The organism is Labilibaculum euxinicum, from assembly GCF_009795715.1.
In the GTDB taxonomy this organism is placed as follows: Bacteria; Bacteroidota; Bacteroidia; order Bacteroidales; family Marinifilaceae; genus Labilibaculum; species Labilibaculum euxinus.
On sequence record NZ_WTCR01000001.1, the window covers coordinates 366,293 to 385,019 of the forward strand.

Annotated in this window: 18 protein-coding genes; 2 read left to right on the forward strand and 16 right to left on the reverse strand. The window is 36.4% G+C overall.

What is annotated here, in order from left to right:
* Positions 1–20 precede the first annotated feature (20 nt).
* The 4 genes from GQR60_RS01390 to GQR60_RS01405 form a co-directional block, all read right to left on the reverse strand.
* Positions 21–284, reverse strand: a complete 264-nt coding sequence (locus tag GQR60_RS01390; RefSeq protein ID WP_124991219.1) for a hypothetical protein — start codon at positions 282–284, stop codon at positions 21–23.
* Positions 285–370: 86 nt separating this feature from the next.
* On the reverse strand, positions 371–1,804 hold the full coding sequence (hydG, locus tag GQR60_RS01395) for a [FeFe] hydrogenase H-cluster radical SAM maturase HydG (protein WP_124991340.1): 1,434 nt from the start codon (positions 1,802–1,804) through the stop codon (positions 371–373).
* 208 nt (positions 1,805–2,012) lie between these two features.
* Entirely contained in the window at positions 2,013–3,296 is a 1,284-nt protein-coding gene (locus GQR60_RS01400; protein WP_124991220.1) for a hypothetical protein, read from the reverse strand.
* Positions 3,297–3,330: 34 nt separating this feature from the next.
* Positions 3,331–4,767 (reverse strand): DUF4270 family protein, encoded by a 1,437-nt coding sequence (locus tag GQR60_RS01405; RefSeq protein ID WP_160463383.1) that lies wholly within the window; start codon positions 4,765–4,767, stop codon positions 3,331–3,333.
* A gap of 278 nt (positions 4,768–5,045) precedes the next feature.
* Here GQR60_RS01405 and GQR60_RS01410 point away from each other — a divergent pair, with 278 nt between their 5' ends.
* A complete protein-coding gene (locus tag GQR60_RS01410; RefSeq protein WP_124991222.1) occupies positions 5,046–6,050 on the forward strand; it encodes a Kelch repeat-containing protein in 1,005 nt (334 codons plus the stop codon).
* Positions 6,051–6,201: 151 nt separating this feature from the next.
* Here GQR60_RS01410 and GQR60_RS01415 read toward each other — a convergent pair whose 3' ends face one another.
* The 10 genes from GQR60_RS01415 to GQR60_RS01460 all read right to left on the reverse strand — a co-directional run bounded on the left by GQR60_RS01415 (position 6,202) and on the right by GQR60_RS01460 (position 14,588).
* On the reverse strand, positions 6,202–6,681 hold the full coding sequence (locus tag GQR60_RS01415) for an NADH-quinone oxidoreductase subunit NuoE family protein (protein WP_101308744.1): 480 nt from the start codon (positions 6,679–6,681) through the stop codon (positions 6,202–6,204).
* Positions 6,682–6,794: 113 nt separating this feature from the next.
* A complete protein-coding gene (locus tag GQR60_RS01420; protein ID WP_124991223.1) occupies positions 6,795–8,558 on the reverse strand; it encodes an NADH-dependent [FeFe] hydrogenase, group A6 in 1,764 nt (587 codons plus the stop codon).
* 23 nt (positions 8,559–8,581) lie between these two features.
* Positions 8,582–10,375, reverse strand: a complete 1,794-nt coding sequence (locus GQR60_RS01425; RefSeq protein ID WP_124991224.1) for an NADH-quinone oxidoreductase subunit NuoF — start codon at positions 10,373–10,375, stop codon at positions 8,582–8,584.
* Positions 10,376–10,395: 20 nt separating this feature from the next.
* Positions 10,396–10,788, reverse strand: coding sequence for a (2Fe-2S) ferredoxin domain-containing protein (locus GQR60_RS01430; protein ID WP_101308746.1), 393 nt, complete (start codon positions 10,786–10,788; stop codon positions 10,396–10,398).
* 26 nt (positions 10,789–10,814) lie between these two features.
* Positions 10,815–11,354 (reverse strand): ATP-binding protein, encoded by a 540-nt coding sequence (locus GQR60_RS01435; RefSeq protein WP_124991225.1) that lies wholly within the window; start codon positions 11,352–11,354, stop codon positions 10,815–10,817.
* A complete protein-coding gene (locus tag GQR60_RS01440; protein ID WP_124991226.1) occupies positions 11,351–12,097 on the reverse strand; it encodes a PHP domain-containing protein in 747 nt (248 codons plus the stop codon). The genes GQR60_RS01435 and GQR60_RS01440 overlap by 4 nt, the downstream gene beginning before the upstream one ends.
* Before the next feature lie 10 nt (positions 12,098–12,107).
* Positions 12,108–12,446, reverse strand: coding sequence for a serine kinase (locus tag GQR60_RS01445; protein WP_225441298.1), 339 nt, complete (start codon positions 12,444–12,446; stop codon positions 12,108–12,110).
* Positions 12,447–13,814 (reverse strand): [Fe-Fe] hydrogenase large subunit C-terminal domain-containing protein, encoded by a 1,368-nt coding sequence (locus GQR60_RS01450; RefSeq protein ID WP_124991227.1) that lies wholly within the window; start codon positions 13,812–13,814, stop codon positions 12,447–12,449. It lies immediately after the preceding gene.
* A gap of 7 nt (positions 13,815–13,821) precedes the next feature.
* Positions 13,822–14,235 carry an ATP-binding protein gene (locus GQR60_RS01455; protein WP_124991228.1) on the reverse strand — a complete coding sequence of 138 codons (414 nt, stop codon included), beginning with the start codon at positions 14,233–14,235 and terminating at the stop codon, positions 13,822–13,824.
* Positions 14,236–14,240: 5 nt separating this feature from the next.
* Positions 14,241–14,588 carry a DRTGG domain-containing protein gene (locus GQR60_RS01460; protein WP_156194338.1) on the reverse strand — a complete coding sequence of 116 codons (348 nt, stop codon included), beginning with the start codon at positions 14,586–14,588 and terminating at the stop codon, positions 14,241–14,243.
* Between the two features lie 410 nt (positions 14,589–14,998).
* Between GQR60_RS01460 and GQR60_RS01465 the strand changes: the two genes are divergently transcribed.
* Entirely contained in the window at positions 14,999–15,733 is a 735-nt protein-coding gene (locus GQR60_RS01465; protein WP_124991229.1) for an adenine nucleotide alpha hydrolase family protein, read from the forward strand.
* A gap of 398 nt (positions 15,734–16,131) precedes the next feature.
* Here the strand turns inward: GQR60_RS01465 and GQR60_RS01470 are convergent, their stop codons facing one another.
* Positions 16,132–18,315, reverse strand: coding sequence for a S46 family peptidase (locus GQR60_RS01470; RefSeq protein WP_191991576.1), 2,184 nt, complete (start codon positions 18,313–18,315; stop codon positions 16,132–16,134).
* Positions 18,316–18,360: 45 nt separating this feature from the next.
* On the reverse strand, positions 18,361–18,720 hold the full coding sequence (locus GQR60_RS01475; protein ID WP_101308754.1) for a four helix bundle protein: 360 nt from the start codon (positions 18,718–18,720) through the stop codon (positions 18,361–18,363).
* Positions 18,721–18,727 lie beyond the last annotated feature (7 nt).

Genomic DNA, 18,727 nt, shown 5'->3' on the forward strand with positions numbered 1-18,727 from the left:
TACCGGACTTTTTTTAATCGTTACGACTCAAACATCATATGCTGAATTTCAACTCCTTCAATCATATAAATTTCTTTTTCGAATCGTTCCATTTCTTTTTCTGATCCAATCACCTGAATCAACAGCAACCCTTGAGGATGACTCTTCCGATGTTCCACATCGAATAAACCCAAGCGGGTTTTAATAGAATCTGCGTATTGAACAAGAATTTTCTGTACACAACCATCTTCTTTTTCCTTGTCGCGGATAAGAATACCAAATATCCAAATAGATGATGTTTCCATAAGAACGAATTTAGAGTTATCAGACGGATTAGTAACAAGTTACAAAAAACATCTCATCTCCAAAAATCAAAATCCTTTTCAGTTTGCTAATAATAAAGATCACGCTCACCCTGCTTAACCAGCTCTAAGCGCTTGTGCAAATCTTCAGTTTTCTGGAAATCTTTCAATTCGTCTATTTTCACATCAATTAAATCATATCCTTTCTTTTTCATTTCTGGTGTGGCATAATCCTCCAAGTACTCAGCTAAAGTTAAAATGGCATTTTGAGAACAAAACCGTTTTATAAAACCAGGAACCGAAAACTCCATAAAATGCTCCCCCGTTCTACCTTTCCGGTAACAAGCAGTACAGAATGAAGGCAAATACTTTTTCTCCAGAAGCTCATCAATCACTTCCGATAAACTACGGGGATCTCCAATTTCGAATTGTTCCTGTTCTAATTTTTGCTCTTTAGCATTATCTTCGGAATATCCTCCTAATTGAATATTAGTACCCGCATCAATCTGAGAAACACCAAGCTTAATTACCTCTTGCCTGATTTCCTTTGACTCTCTGGCTGTAAGAATCATTCCAGTATAAGGAACTGCCAGTCTAAGAATCGCAACAAGTCTAACAAAATCCTTGTCGCTAACTTCAAATTCAGGATCAATATTAGAATCGGAAGCGGCTTTAATTCGTGGGAAAGAGATCGTGTGTGGTCCAACATTATAACAAGCCTCGAAATGATTCACATGACGAAGCAAACCCAACACTTCATATTTCCAATCATACAAGCCAAACAATGCACCAATACCAACATCATCAATTAATGCCTCCTGCGCTCTGTCAAGACCAGTTAAGCGCCAATTAAAATCTCTCTTTTTGCCACTTAAGTGATATTTAGCATATGCCTCCCGGTGATAGGTTTCCTGAAAAATCTGATAGGTTCCAATCCCAGATTCCTTAACTATTTTAAACCCTTCAATATCAAGAGGAGCTGCATTGATGTTTACTCTCCGTATTTCACCATTACCCGATTTCACATCATAGACTGTTTTTACTGAATCAGCAATAAAATCAGCATCGTACATTGGGTGTTCACCATAAACCAGAATCAGTCTTTTTTGACCAGAATCCTCTAAGGCTTTAACTTCCGATTTAATTTGCTCGTGCGCAAGGGTTGTCCTTTTTTGTTTGATATTTGAGGCTCTAAAACCACAATATGTACAATTGTTTACACACTTATTCCCAATATACAAAGGAGCAAAAATAACGATACGGTCACCATATACCTTTTCCTTAAGTGTTCTTGCTCCAGCTTTAATCTCTTCGATTAATTTTTCATCTTCAACCTTTAACAAAACGGCAGTCTCCTGCAAGCTTAATCGATTCTTATCCAATGATTTTTGAATAATCCGACGAACATTTTCTTCGGTTGGCTGGGCTTCTTCCAAAATCTCCCAAATTTCAGATTCATCAATAAAAGGTTTCATCCTTTCATCTTTAATCCGATACTCCTGAGGTTTGTAGATCATTTTCATGTTTTGCGCTGTATTGTCACGAAAAACGGATAGTATATACGACCCTGTATTTTCATGTATTTTGTTAGTTTCCAGATCAAAATTAAACATTATTATTCTGATTCAATAATAATTTAGAGTTTAAGATTTATTCTGTTCCTTTTCTCAATCCATAAAAAAACCCAAGGTCGTTAATACCTTGGGTTATCTATAATTTAATACATTTTTTTTATTGATACTTCCGCTTCACAAACCAAGTTTCAAACAAATTAAAATCGATTGTTACCCGCGTGTAATCTTCACGAACCATATTATTATTTAAGGTTCCTGTACTACCAAATTCTACTGCTATATTCAACATTCCTTTCTGTTGTGCCATCGGAATTCCAAGTCCCAAACTAAGCCCATAAGAGTCAATATTATTACCTCCAACTTTTATATAGCCGTTATCGTAAAATCCGCCCATCCGATAAGTCATTTTCTTTATGAATTTCCTTGCATAACCATCATTGGCATTATACTCCATTCCAAGACTAAACTTGTCACGATTAACCAGATCCGTAGCTTCATCAAAAATTCTTGTTCCACTCCATTTTTCATGAGTATAATCGCCGCCAAACCAAAGGTGTTTTCCCTTATTTAATCCAAAACCCACACCAAAACTTTCCGGAACATCAAAAGTTCCACGATCCTCATCTTCAAATCTACTTGCAGAACTATTTGAAACATAGACACTTGTAATCTTTTTAGCATCCACACTAATGTTCGGCTGATACATACCTCCAAAATTAATTTTATAATCTCCAAAGGTTCTTTCGTATTGCAAAGCCAAATTAAAATATAAGCCCTTAGATATTAATTCTGTTTTTCCACTATAAACCGTAGAAGCCCCACCTTCAATTACGACATCTTCGCTTCGGGTATTGTTTCCAAATAAATAAATACCATTTACCCCCAATGATAAATCTTTACTTAACTGAACTCCGTTCGACCACACAAACTGATTTAGCCCTCCGGTTCCTAACAGGGATCTAATCACACTTCTTGAATCTCCAAGTATTTTATCACGTTTGGTGATATCATAACCTAAACTGGAATAAGGCGAAATAGATAAAGCTGTTCCATATCTATGAGAAACTTTAAAACCAAATGCTATTCTCGACAAATTAAAATCATTAAAGTGATCACTCTTATCCCCTTGATTTAATTTGCTAAACTTAAAAGTTGTACCAATATTAAAATGGAATTTTAAGCTGTCAATACTACTCAAGGATGCCGGATTACTTAAGTTAAGAACATCACCTCTCTTATAACCATAGCTAACACCGCCCATTGCAGCACTATTTCCATTCATATTTTGCATTCGCTCACCCAATCCAAAATAAGAATAAGGAGAGCTTGTATTATTTTGAGAAAAAACATTCGAAGTTATTAGTAACAGACCTAAAATAAGCAGTGCTGTAATTTTTCCGGTAGAATTAAAAAAGTTAGTATTCATTCTTACGTTCCACATATAATTGCAATTAATATTATTCAACGTTTGGTAATTAATTTTGTACAACGTAAGTTGTTTTAAGGCGAATTCTAAAGTCAGAATTAGGATCATTTTCAATAATCATCCGATCGATTGTATTTCCAATACTTTCATAAGGAAAACCTATTAATAAAGCATCTTCATAGTCCTGACCATTAGTAAGAATATCATTAACATAGCTTGTTAAATCGATAGAATAATAAGATTCATTTTTATGTTCGGTGTAATTATTATATACAGCCCTTAAAGCTGCACCTCTTGAATCTGTTAACGCCATAACTCTATTGTTATCTCTGTTTGTAACATACACACTAATCGCAGATGATGGCAACCTGAAAATGGAGTTATCAAAACTTCCCTCTAAAGGATAAAAAATCAACTCAGATTTCAACACACCACCTGTAACACCAAGGTTATTTAAATTTTCAACGTAAGGAATTTTCACTTTTGCATAAAATCCAATTCCTCCCTGAATAAATGCAAGGTCATCAGTCTCTTCCGATTTCAATTCTTCCGTTTCTTCAACAATTCGTCCCAAATCTTGAGGTGTAGAACTTTTATCGGAGACAAAATTGGAAAAATTATAATATGCTAAACCATTTTCTCCTTGTCTGGGCGCAGCTAGTATAACCGGGAAATCATGATAACCTCTATCACCTCCTTCATAAGTAAAATATAGACGTAAATTCATACCCGGCGCCCCTAATTTAAACGAAAACAATGCTGAATTCTCTGAACCTGGCTTCAAAACCATTCCATTAAAAAAATTTCTCCACTTGAAAATATTCTGTAACGTATCATCATCCGCATTAACCCGGTTTATAATATCCCAACCAAATGCATCATCTATCCTCAAACGCAAACCGTCTCTTTCCCTCTCTATCTCAGGTATCGTTTTATCACCGATTGTCTTAATTTCTACCGACTGCTTTCTAGGTTTAAGATAAAATGACGCGCTTCCAAATGCAACTTCATCATGTGCAATAGTATGATGCCCGTAGAATCCAATCTGACCATTCGGCAAATCGATTTCTTCCTTTAGTTTATGAAAGCTAATTGTTTGTTCCTGTAAGGTATCTCCATAATAACGTGTATCCGGAAAACCTATAAAGACCAAAGAGTCAAATTGCAATTTTACATTTTTCTTCCCATTTGCATCAGCTCCCATTTCAAAAGCACCCCCCAACCCTAATGTAGTATAAAATTCAGAGCTAACCTCACCAAAAAATTCATCATGGTATCCTCCAAATAAAACATTACTATAACCTGAAGTTAGTAACGAATCTAATTTCACAGTTGCACTTCGCACAGTAAATGTGTCTATTAAATGCACTTCGGTCGATTTATCAATTAAATTGTCACCAATCTCGTGTTCCTGAAAAGTATCTGAATTGCAACTGGTAAAAAACCAAAGAGCAGAAACAAATAGTATACTAATAAGTTTTCTCATTTTTAATAAATACGGTTTACTAATCATATAGGAAAAAGATAAGTCATGAACAAAAAAATATGCCAACAAGTAACTAAAATTGTCAGACAACCCGCAAATGTATATAAAATATCGTTATTCTAAATGTTAATTTTTCTAAACAACCTAATATTTTCAGGAACAGAAAAACAATCCTATTGAATTTTATTTATATTTGTCCTCAATACGGATGAGAATGCTTTTTTCTCTTCTTTTTTAAAGTTAAATAATTACAATATTTATTGATAAACTCATAACAAATGAAACTAAGATTACTATTTGCATTTTTCGCATTATCTCTATTTATAACCAGCTGTGGCAGCAGTGACAACCTAGATGGAAACTGGATTAAAAGCTCAACTTTTCCAGGTATTGAGCGTAGTGGAGCTGTTAGCTTTGTTATCGATAATGCTGTTTATGTTGGAACAGGTTTTAATGGTAAAGATGCATTAACTTCATTCTACAAATATACAATTGAAAGAGATTGGGAGAAAATTGCAGATTTCCCAGGTACAGCAAGAATGAAAGCTGTTGCATTTGAAGCTAACGGTAAAGGTTACGTAGGTACAGGTAGAGATGACGAAGACCAGCGGTTATCTGATTTTTATGAATATACTCCAGCTGTTGATGCTGAAGGTAACGAAATTGGAACCTGGGCTTTAGTAACAAACGAATTTCCTGGCAGTAAAAGACAAGATGCTGTAGCATTCTCAATCAATAACGTTGGATATGTTGGAACAGGGTACGGTTTCCTTGAAGGAGAAGACAGAAGCCTTCTTAAAGATTTTTACAAATTTGAGAACGGAGTTTGGTCTAAAATTAACTTCAACGGCGAAAAATGTAAAAATACAACCAGCTTTGTTATTAATGGAAAAGCCTATATTATCTCAGGGGAAGGCAGTGCCAATGACGTATGGGAATTTGATCCGGCAGTAGGGTTTACAGCCAAAAAAAGTTTGAATAAAGATAACAAATGGGAAGATGTACAACGTTCTGAGGCTGTTTCTTTTGTGATTAACAACAAAGGTTATGTGGCTACAGGTAAAACTGGATCTTATACAAATGAGGTATGGGAATACAACCCTGCAACTGATGATTGGAACGAAAAAACATCTTTAGAATATGAAGTTGGCGTAAGAGAAGGTGCTGTTGGTTTCTCTTTAAACAACAGAGGATTTATTGTAACTGGCTACGGTAACGGTTACCTTAGCAACATGTGGGAATTCAATCCAACTATGAAAGAAACTGATGATGATAATTTCTAAATCATCTTAAAATATTTAATTTAAAAACACTGCAAAAAATGCAGTGTTTTTTTTTGCTTCAAGATCAGATATAATTTAAATTGACAATAAAAATCTGCAATAATAAAAAACCTCCGACCATTGGCCGAAGGCTTAAAATTATAATCCGGTTCTATTTTTGATATTCTTTAATAATATCAGCTACGTCACCAGCAGAAACACGTCCGTAAACGCGTTCTCCGATAGTAACAACCGGTGCTAATCCACAAGCTCCTACGCAACGCAAACAGCTTATTGAGAACTTACCATCTTCGGTAGTTTCGCCAACAGGAACACTCAACTGACGTTTGAATTCTTCCAACACCTTCTCAGCACCTCTAACATAACAAGCTGTTCCCATACAAATAGAAATTGGGAATTCACCTTTGGGTACCATCGAGAAAAATGAATAGAATGTAACTACACCATACACATGAGCAACAGAAACGTTCAATTCGCGGGCAATGATTTCCTGAACTTCAGCTGGAAGATACCCAAAGGTCTCCTGAGCTTTATGAAGCACATTAATCAACTCGCTTCCTTCATTATCAAATGATTTGCAAATCTCCACAAGTTTATCCACTTTGGATTTTGCTAATTTAATTTTTGCCATAATATTTTAAAGATTTTAGATGTGAGACTTAAGATTTGAGATTCAGGTTTTTTCTTTTCTCTCATTACTCATCCCGATAGTTATCGGGACTATAATCTCATTTCTATTTAAAACTATTCAATCTCAATATCTTTACTCTTATCGAAGTAATGAGTATGCAATAATTTATGAGATAATTCACCGCATGGCTTACCCAGGAACTCTTCATACAATTTAATAATGTATGGATTCTCGTGAGACTTACGGATAGCTTTTCCTTCATCCTCACGATAAAGAGCTGCTGCACGTTTTTTCAAGATTGAAGAATCACCATGGTGCAATGGCTGACCACCACCACCAATACAACCTCCAGGACAAGCCATGATCTCAATTGCATGATATTGCGATTTACCATCGCGGATATCTTCAAGAAGTTTACGGGCATTCCCCAAACCATGAGCAATACCAATATTAACATCCAGTCCGTCAAAATCGACTGTAGCACTTCGAATGCCTTCCATACCACGCAATGCCTCAAAATTCACATTCTCTAATGTTTTTCCGGTATAAACTTCATAAGCAGTACGGGCAGCAGCCTCAATTACACCACCCGTAGCACCAAAAATTACACCAGCACCAGTAGATTCACCCAGTGGATTATCAAATTCTTCATCAGGAAGAGTTTTTAAATCCATATTAGCCTGCTTAATCAAGTTAGCCAACTCACGGGTTGATATCGAATAATTAACATCAGGATCGCCGTCAACTTTAAACTCATCACGCTGACATTCATATTTCTTAGCCAAGCATGGCATAATAGAAACAACAATCATGTCTTCACGTTTAATTCCCATTTCTTTCGCTAAATAATTTTTAGCTATAGGGCCAAACATTTGCTGAGGAGAACGTGCGGTTGATGGAATATCTTTCATTTCAGGAAAATGATGCTCAAAGAAGTTCACCCATCCCGGACAACAAGAGGTTAAAATTGGTAGTTTAACATCTTTATCTCCATCTAAATGTCTTTTTAAGCGATCCAATAATTCTGTTCCTTCTTCCATAATGGTAAGATCGGCAGCAAAATCGGTATCAAAAACACTGTTAAAACCTAACTGACGTAAAGCTGAAACCATTTTTCCGGTAACCAAAGTTCCCGGTTCCATTCCAAATTCTTCACCAAGAGCTGCACGCACAGCGGGAGCCGTTTGAACAACAACAGTTTTCTTAGGATCTGCAAGATCTCTAATCAGCTGATTGGTGTGGTCTTTTTCGGTAAGAGCTCCTGTAGGACAAACTGCAACACACTGTCCGCAGTAAGTACAGGTTGATTTCTCTAAATCCATTTCGAATGCCGGAGCAACAACAGATTGGAAACCTCTGTTTACAGCAGAAAGAGCTCCAACAGTCTGTACATCGTTACACATGGTTTCACATCTGCGACACATAATGCATTTGTCCATATCGCGAATAATTGATGGAGAATAATCAACTTTATAGGTTGATTGCTCACCTTTATAATGCAATTCACGAACACCTAATTGTTGAGCTGTTGACTGCAAATCACAGTTTCCTGATTTTGCACACACCAAACAATCGAATGGATGATCCGAAAGCATCAGCTCCATTACAGTTTTACGTGCATTTAGCACTCTCATGTTATGAGTATGAATTACCATACCCTGCTCACACTTCGAATTACAAGATGGTGCCAAATTACGACGCCCCTCTACTTCAACAACACAAATTCGACATCCGCCTGGCTTGTGTTCAATTCCCATATCACCAAGGTGCATATAGCAAAGAGTTGGGATATCAACACCTATTCCTTTGGCGGCTTCCAAAATAGTAGTTCCCTGAGGTACTTCTACTTGTTTTTTATCAATGGTTAATTTGATCATTTTTTCCATATTCAAGATCCTCCTTACTGTATGCTTATTGCATTAAACTTACACTTCTCCATACACGCACCACACTTAATACATTTCGATGCATCAATGACATGAGCTTCTTTACGTTCACCTGCGATACAATCAACAGGGCAATTACGTGAGCATAGAGTACAACCTACACACAATTCAGGATCAATTACATATTGCATTAAAGCCTTACATTGCCCTGCTGCACACTTGTGATCTTCTACGTGAGAAATATACTCGTCATAAAAATTCTCAAGTGTTGAAAGAACCGGATTTGGGGATGTTTGTCCCAATCCGCAAAGAGAAGTATCTTTAATTACAGTACTCAAATTTCTTAATAGATCCAGATCTTCTCTAGTTCCATTCCCCAGGGTGATTTTATCCAACAATTCGTGAAGACGCTTGTTGCCTACACGACATGGTGTACATTTACCACAAGATTCTTCAACAGTAAATTCCAAATAAAATTTAGCCATCGACACCATACAATCATCCTCATCCATAACAATCATACCACCCGATCCCATCATAGAACCTGCAGCAATCAAATTATCAAAATCGATAGGAGTATCTAAATGTTTTTCTGTTAAACATCCTCCTGAAGGACCACCTGTCTGAACAGCCTTGAATTTTTTACCATCTTTAATACCTCCGCCGATTTCGTAAATTACTTCGCGAAGAGTAGTTCCCATTGGCACTTCAATTAAACCAACATTGTTGATTTTTCCGGCCAATGCGAATACTTTGGTACCTTTTGATTTTTCACTTCCAATTTTATTGAACCAACTTGCTCCTTTGTTAATGATAACAGGAATATTTGCAAAGGTTTCAACATTATTTACGTTCGTTGGTTTTCCGTTGTACCCAGATTCAGCAGGAAACGGAGGTTTAACGGTAGGTTCACCACGAAGACCTTCCATCGAGTGAATCAGAGCAGTTTCTTCACCACAAACAAATGCTCCGGCTCCGTAACGCATTTCAACATCGAAATTAAATCCGGAACCTAAAATATCGTTGCCTAACAAACCGTATTCACGAGCTTGCTTAATCGCAACTTTTAATCGGGTAATCGCCAAAGGATACTCAGCACGAATATAAATCACACCTTTATCAGCTCCCATGGTGTATCCGCAAATAGCCATAGCCTCCAGAACCGAGTGCGGATCACCTTCCAGAATAGAACGATCCATAAACGCTCCGGGGTCTCCCTCGTCAGCATTACAAACTACATATTTTTGATCAGCTTCATTTTTTGCTGCAAATTCCCATTTTAAACCAGTTGGGAATCCTCCTCCTCCTCGTCCGCGTAATCCTGATTCCTTAATCTCATCGATTACCGTCTGCGGAGTCATTTCAGCCAAACACTTACCTAAGGCTGCATAACCATCTCTTGCAATGTATTCATCAACATTTTCAGGATTTATAAAACCGCAATTTCGAAGCGCAATTCGAATTTGCTTTTTATAAAATCCCATGTGTTTCGAATCACTAATCGTTTCTTTATTCTCAGGATCAACATAAAGCAATCTCATCACCTTACGACCTTTAATAATATGCTCTTCAATCAGCTCTTCTGCATCTTCAGGTTTTACTTCCACATAGAAAGTATTATCCGGAAGAATTTTCACAATAGGGCCTTTTTCACAAAATCCGAAGCAACCGGTCATTACAACCTGTACTTCATCTTCAAGTCCTTTGGCTTTAATTGCATCTTGCAAATTATTTTGAATAGCCTCACTGGCAGAAGCCCGGCAGCCGGTACCTCCACAAATAAGAATATGCATTTTGTACTTTTCCATAATTGTTGTTTCGTTTAGATTTAGTCTAGAGTTTTGTAGTTTACAGGTATTATTCCGTCGACCAATTCACCATTTTTAATGTATTTTTCAACAATTTGGTCAGCTTTTTTAATATCTACATCGCCAAAAACGATGGGCTCTTTCCCAGGAATCTGAACCTCAATTGTAGGTTCTGCATAGCAATATCCCATACATCCGGTTTGGGTAACTACAGTCCGAATTCCTCTTTTTGCTGTTTCTTCAATAAGGAATTCCATTACCTCTTTAGCTCCTGAGGCAATTCCGCATGTAGCCATTGCAACTTTAATCTGCACAAGGCCTTCCGGATCGTTGCTTTTCTCCCTAAGATCCATCTTCGACTGAAGCTCTTCTTTCATTCTCTTCAGATCTGCAAGGGATTTAACTTTTGCCATAATCTCAAATTATTAAAGGTTAAAATTTATATTATTGTGTTTAGGTTCTCGTTTATTAATTCCTTCAAATACTGCATAATATTTGGATCTGTTACCGAAACATCTTCCAGTATTTCTTTTACTTCTTTTGTGTCAAAAATATATTCGCCCTTCATTGTATGATGCTTATATACAAAATCCATATTTGGATTTGCACTCACCAACAACACTATAACTCCGGCAATATCCCCGATCACGGGTCTGTCAATATTTTTATGAGAAAACAAAACCTGAAGTTCTGTTCCAACTCCCTCTTTAGAATGAATTTCCAACTTACCTCCTGTTTGCTCCGCACTTTGCTTTAACAGCGATAAACCCAATCCAACTTTACGTGTGGTTCGGGTAGTGAAAAAGGGATCCAATACTTTGCTCAGAACTTCATCCGACATTCCACATCCATCATCTTTAATTAAAATTGAATAGATGTCTTTTTCCAAATCCTCCCTGATCTCCAACTCAACATTGGACGCTTCAGCTCTCACCGAATTTTGGATGATATCCAGTATATGCAATGACAAGTCTTTCATTCCTTCTCTAATTCAATTTTCCGACCATCTTTCAAGCTCAAAGCCTTCCTTATTTCTGCAAAACTCAACTCTTCCATAAAGAAATTCGTGCAAACATTACCAATATTATCGACATAATGCGCATCGGAACTTTGGATAAAAGTATAGCCTTTCAGATATTCATTCTTACTTAAAAACTCATCTTTCGTGATATGCATTGAAATTTCCAAAGCATCCACTTTTAAATCCGGCGGCAAAAAACCCAGTTGACTAATAATACTATTTTGTGCTTTATTGATATGAGCTGGAATAAACAAACCTTGAAGTTCATGAACTTTTTGTTCCACCTCATTGATTCCCTGATTCAAGCCTGATATCAACAAATTTTCTATTTCCTGTACAATCTCCTCCTCTTCATTCACCACAACCTGATATCCAAAGTATTTTGTATCATTTGGAATCTTAGGCAAATGTTGATCAAGGTAAATTTGAAAATCAGAAAGCAAGTGCTCAGTTTCAAAAAAGCACAAACAATGAACTTCTTCTTTGGTGGTAACCTCTGCTCCCATCATCACCATAATTCCTTCTTTTTCTGCCAACTGCCTGATTAATGCAGCATGCAAGGTTGAATTGTGGTCTGTTATTCCCAAAATGTCAACACCACGTTCTTTTGCAATCCGAACGATATTCACAGGACTCATTTCCAAATCTCCACATGGAGACAGGACAGTATGAGTATGCAAATCAGCTCGAAAAACTTTCATTTCAATTCATTTACTTCTTCAACATCTCAAACAATTTCCCAGTTAATTCAAAAGCCTCCTCCTCTGATGAAAGAATAGGGATTCCCTCTAAATTACTTTGTTCAGCAGCATCAGTTTCCGGTTCGTATCCTTTCACAAGAATTATTGCCGCCAACTCCTTTAAAGAGGCAATTGCCATGATATTTTTATGAGTTTGCAAAGTAACCCAAACCTGATTTTCATCTGCGTTTCCCATCACATCACTTAAAAGATCAGAAGTATATCCTCCTTCAATTTCGCGATTCAAACCCGCAGATCCACTGCACACTTTTAATCCCAGCTTATCAACTATGTCTTGTACTTTCATCATTTAATGATCGTTTATGTTTTTCTTTTCGAATCTTTTTACCCCCCAGGTATTTTCTGAGATATCAAAAGACTCCTGAGGAGTAATCAAACCTTCTTTTGTCAGCATCTTCTGTAAAAAAACACATTGTGTCATCTTGGCTTTTCCTTGTACCACATCCTCTGCTAAAGCCTGACAACGCGGAGCACCACAAGCACCACAATCGATACTTGGTAAAACTTTTAGAATGCGATTGATCTTCTCCATTTTTTTCATCGCCTCCATCATATCAGTATCCAAACTTAAAATTGAACGGGGTTCAATGCTCTTAATGGAAATGTTCTCCAACAGATATGGTCTATACTCTTCAATTTCCTTCGGCTCAAGTATTATCGGTTTATTGCGATGATACCAATCTGCTCTTTTCCGTAATCTCTCTATGGCTAAAAATCTATTTTCTGTAGTTAAAACACCACCTGCACAAGAATGGTCGCAAGCCCGTAGTTCCACGAAATCAACATCAGTTATCTCCTCATTTTCCAGCTTCTCCAACACCTCAATCACATTATGAATTTCATCTATAGCCAAGCATCTGCCGGAATATTGTGATGCTTCTCCATTGGTTAATGTCCAGCCAATGCTTCTTCTGGATATGTGTTTGTTCAACTCATATTTTAGCTCTTTCGATTTGTTTTGCTTAATACTGAGCAATACTTTATTGTATATGAAATCCATATTGATAACACCATCTATAAAAGATTTATCTTCACCAACAGGACTTTTCACTGCCGCAATTTTTGCCGCACATGGAGTCACGTAGAAAATCCCCACTTCATCATCACTAAACCCTTCATTTTTTAGTTTTTCACGATAAAATATTGCTGAAATATCAATAACCGGCTTTAAGTGAATAATATGCTCAACCAAGGCAGGAAACTTAACCTGAATTAAGCGAACGATTGCAGGACAAAAGCTGGAAATAAACGGACGTTCCTGATGATGCTTCTGCATGTAAGTTTTAGTAACTTCCGTAAGAATATCGGCAGTTTCGTCCACCTCATATACATGAGTAAAACCTAACTCAAGGATAACAGAGTAGATTTGCTTTTCGGAAATGTCATCAGGGAATTGCCCTAAAAGAACGGTTGGAAGAAGAGCAACCCGTTGTTTATAATGGAAAATTTGAGAAAAGTCATCCTGCTCAACGATAATTGCATTAACCGGACACGAATTTAAACACTCGCCACAATCAACACAGGCATTTTTATTAATATCAGCAATTCCATTTTTCACACGGATTGCCGAAGTTGGACACACATTCATACAATGCGTACAACCAATGCAAGCCTTCTCAACCACTTTAAGAGCATGATAAAAATGAGCCTTCTCCATCTTCTTTTTATTTCAGATAGTTAACGATTTCTAATTTTGTTCCAACATTAACTTTACTACTAATATTCATTTCATCTGAATTCTTTTTTATATTCGGCAATCCCATACCGGCACCAAAACCCATTTCCCTGACTTTAGGAGTTGCTGTTGAAAAGCCTTTTTCCATTGCCTTATCAATATCAGGTATCCCTGGTCCTTTATCTTCAATTCTCACTGCAATTTTATCCGGAAATATTTCCACAATCATGTCTCCGTCGAAAGCGTGTGCGACCACGTTTACTTCAGCCTCATACAATGAAACCACAGTTCGTTTAATTATCTTCGAATCAACATTCAACTGCTTCAATATTTTTTTCACTTCACTGGAAGCTGATCCTGCTTTAGAAAAATTGCCACCCTCAATACAAAATGTAAATACCATCCCCTTTAATATACTGGTTCTAAACCCATTTCACACAAAATAGAACATGCTTTAAACATTGAATAACTGCATTCAATCAGCGTAATATTATTCTCACAAGCCAAGTCTTTCATTTCCTGTGAGACCTTCTTATCCCTCACAAATAAAATGTAAGAAATGTCAGACATTTCCGATGTCCTAATTGTCTGAAGATTATTTAACCCTGTTATTAAGAGTAGGTTATCTGTATCTAAAGTTAGTACATCACTCATCAAGTCTGATGCAAAACCAAAACTTATGTCCTGATTCAGATCATCTTTTCCACAAATAACACTTGCATTAAGTTTATCAACCAGATCAGCCACTTTCACCATATCGCAGTACTAACTTATGTTTATCATTTATTCTATTCCGACTGTGCTAAGATAAGTATTTGAGCAGGATTAATAAATGATATATAACGGAATAGACACAAAAAAATAAAATACATATTAAATCTAAATAACTTCATAATGACAAAACAGATCTTGATAAATTTCAATTTCAACACTTCAATACAATCATAAATCAGCAAGCATTTTATGTCAATACCATTGTTCAAAATTCTTGTAGGTCTTAGAATCAAACTGACAAGTTTTTTTTGGTTATATTCGCATACAAGTGCAGAATACAAGAACTCAATTACTTATTTTTTTCTCTATTTATGAGCATTAAGAAGCAACATATACTCGTTTTAATTCAAGATCCTGAATGCTCTGACGCCGCGATTAAACATGCTTTCACTTTGGCAAAACTTTTTAAAGCGGAAGCTGCCTTTGCTAATTTCCCTACACTAAAGGGGAAAACTCATCCCCCCATAAGTCATTATCAGATTGAAAAATTTAATCTTCAGTCAATCCCTTACAAAATAATAGAACTAAAAAACAGCAAGCGGGAACCCAATCTCAGCATTCAAGAATTGGATGCAATTTTTATTGTAACCCAATTCCCTATAGGATCACTAACTCATTTTCTGAAACGAAATGCCATTTTCAAATGGATACTGAAAGCAAAAATTCCCTCTATACTGGTAACAGAGCAAACAAATACAGATTGTGAATACAAGAATATAATCGTTCCCATAGATTACAAAAAAGAAAGTAAAGAGAAAATGATCTGGGCCAGTTATTTTGGAAGATTCAACAATGCAATCATTCATCTGATTGCTCCCAATGAAAAATCCGAAGCTTATCATCGCACCATAAAGGCTACATTGCTCTTCACTAAAAAAATGTTTGAACAGTTTAAGTTCGAATACAAAATTGTTAAAACGGAGTGCAAAAGCAGAAACATCAACCGGAAGGCAATTCAATTTTCAAAAAATCTAAATTCAGATTTAATTGTACTCATGTCGAATCGTAATCCTGGCTGGATTGCGTCCTGGTCCGGCCCCAATCAACTAAAAAGCATCCTCAAGAAAGAAGATAATCCGATCCTATTTATCAATCCATTGAAAGACTACTATTTGCCTTGTAATTAATAAAATACATTGCAGATATGCCCCCTTTATTTCATTTCCGAAACTTGAATTCTGACTAATAAAAAAGAGGCCATTTTAAAAGTACAGTATCACAATAAAATAGAACTTTTTGTTGAAGCAATCTCTTTTATTTTGTTTGTTATACTTCTGGTATTGTCACAAATATTTTTCTACTGCAACGATTATTTTTTCCCTTGCACGAGATTCAAGTTTTCCCTTGCACGAGACTCATGTTCTCCCTTGCACCAGACTCAAGACTTCCCTTGCACTGCGCTCAACCTCTTCCTTGTACAAGGGAAAGGGGCTCCCTAATGCAAGGAAACCCCTTTGTACTGTACAAGGAAATTCTTATAAAACAACAAGAGAAATACATTTTTCTTGTATCCCTCAGGAAATAATTACTCCACAATATTCATCTCATCCAATAAATATCCTGCTCCGGCAAATTTATCGACAAGAAATAATACGTAGCGAATATCCAGTGATACGTTTCTGCAAATCTCAGGATCGTACATTAAATCAGACATTACGCCTTCCCAAGCGCGGTCGAAATTTAAACCGATTAACTCACCATTGGCATTTAAAACCGGACTGCCCGAATTTCCTCCGGTAGTATGATTGGTTGCTGCAAAACAAACCGGCATTTCGCCCTTTGCATTTGCGTAATTTCCAAAATCTTTTGCATGATAAAGGTCTCTTAGCTTTTGAGGAACATCATAATCAAAAATCTCAGGATTATCTTTCTCAATAATTCCATCCAATGTGGTATAATAATCGTAAGTTACAGCGTTTCGGGCTTTGTATCCGGCTACTTTTCCATAATGAACTCTGAATGTGGAGTTAGCATCAGGATAAAAAGTTCTATCTTTTTGCATTTCCATTAAACCTGCCATATAGGTGCGTTGCAGCTTTGTCGTTTTTGTAATGATTTTGCTGTAAACCGGATAAATTTCCGATTCGTAAAAGAAGTAAATGCTGTTTGCTAAAACAAAAATAGGATCTTTAGTCAAACGCTTACCAAATGACAATTTATAATTATCCAGTAAATTATTCAATTTATTCTCGTCAGCAAATACCGATTTAGACATTGCCTTCTCTGCATAAGCTTCGAAATCGCCATTGTATTTCTCCCGGATATTTACAATCTCTTTTGGCAGATATTCATCCGTCAGGTTCCCGCTATACATTTTCAGCAAAGCAGCCAAAAGCTTTTTATCTGTTGGATTGTTATAATTCTTAAAAAACTCCTCACCCGACTTTTTCAATTCAGCAACAAGACCAGCAAGCTGATCCTGATCTTTTTTGGCCAGACTTGCCAGTTTCTTAAATTTAACAGCAAAAGTCACAGCTTCTGAGCCACGAATACCAGCCTCAATGGCATAATCGCGGGCCAGACTAATTGGAGTCAACTCTTTGTACAAGGCTCCCATTTCTGCTACAATTCCAGCATATTTTTTCTTCAAATCGTCACTGCTATTTGCCCAGGTTTCAAATTTTTCTTCCAATTCTTTTTTCTTTGAAATTGCATTCAATCGCTTTAGACCTGTGATTTCACCCTGCCATCTTTTCCATGAATTGGCAACACCTGCATATTTTGCTGAATATTGAATTCGAACCATTGGTGAAGCATCCATATCTGCTCTCATCAAATCCAATTTCTTTGTTCTGATTTTGATTTTATGTGGATTATCAACCTTTGTCATTAAATCCAATGCATCAGATGTTAGGTATTCTGTTGTAGTTCCCGGATATCCAAAAACCATCGTAAAATCACCTTCATGTACACCTTTAAGAGAAATTTTGAATGACTGCTTTGGTTTCATTGGAACATTCTCCTTTGAATAAGAAGCAGGCTTATTGTCTTTATCGGCATAAATCCGAAACATCGAAAAATCACCCGTATGACGAGGCCACATCCAGTTATCTGTATCACCGCCAAATTTCCCAATTGCCGATGGAGGAGCACCTACCAAACGTACATCTTTATATATCTCATATACCGATAGAAAATATTGATTCCCATTAAAAAAGGCTTTAACACTCGCACGATAGTCCGAATCTTTTTCTGTTGCATCCTGAATTTTCTTAATATGCCTGGTAATCATTTTCTGACGAACCTCCTCCTTGGTATCATCGGTAATACTATCCAAAACCTGCGCAGTTACATCTTCCATACGAATTAAAAATGAAGCTGTTATTCCTTCATTAACTAATTCTTCGTCTTGACTCATGGCCCAAAAACCATCTTTTAAATAGTCATGCTCTAAAGTAGAATGAGCTTGAATGGCTCCGTAACCACAGTGATGATTTGTTACAATCAGTCCTTTATCAGAGATCAGCTCTCCGGTACAGAAATGATGAAACGGACTTCCTTCACGTCCCAGACCAACTACTGCATCTTTCAAACATGCCTTATTAATATCATAAATATCAGCTGCAGAAAGCTTAAATCCGGCTTTTTGCATGTCTTCGATATTGTATTTTTCCAAAAGCATAGGAATCCACATCCCCTCATCTGCTTTTACCTGAGTTCCCATAAACAGTAAAACTGCCATGAGAAGTAGACTTAATTTTTTAATCATGATAAATATATTTTGTGTTGTTGTTTATTAATGACGAATTTTCAATTACGAATTACGTACCCTTATCGTTTTCTGGATGCTTCCAATTATTCTAAGCAATTCATCAGTATCACTTAGAAGACTTTGACATTCTTCTTTTGTAAGATAACCCGTATCACCAAGCAATCTGATCCAATAATGTGTTTCTCTTGCTTCTTTATACGATATTGTTAGCTTGGCAAAAAAATCTTTCTCACTTTGTCCTCCAATTGCTTCTTCAATATTAGCTCCAATTGAAGTTCCGGATCGTAACAACTGTTTGGATAATATATATTCCTTTTTTTCTTGTTGTAAATACTTACAGGTTTTCACTATTCGAACTGCAAATTGATAACTTTTTTGTTGTACGATATTATCTTTTTTCATTCGTAAT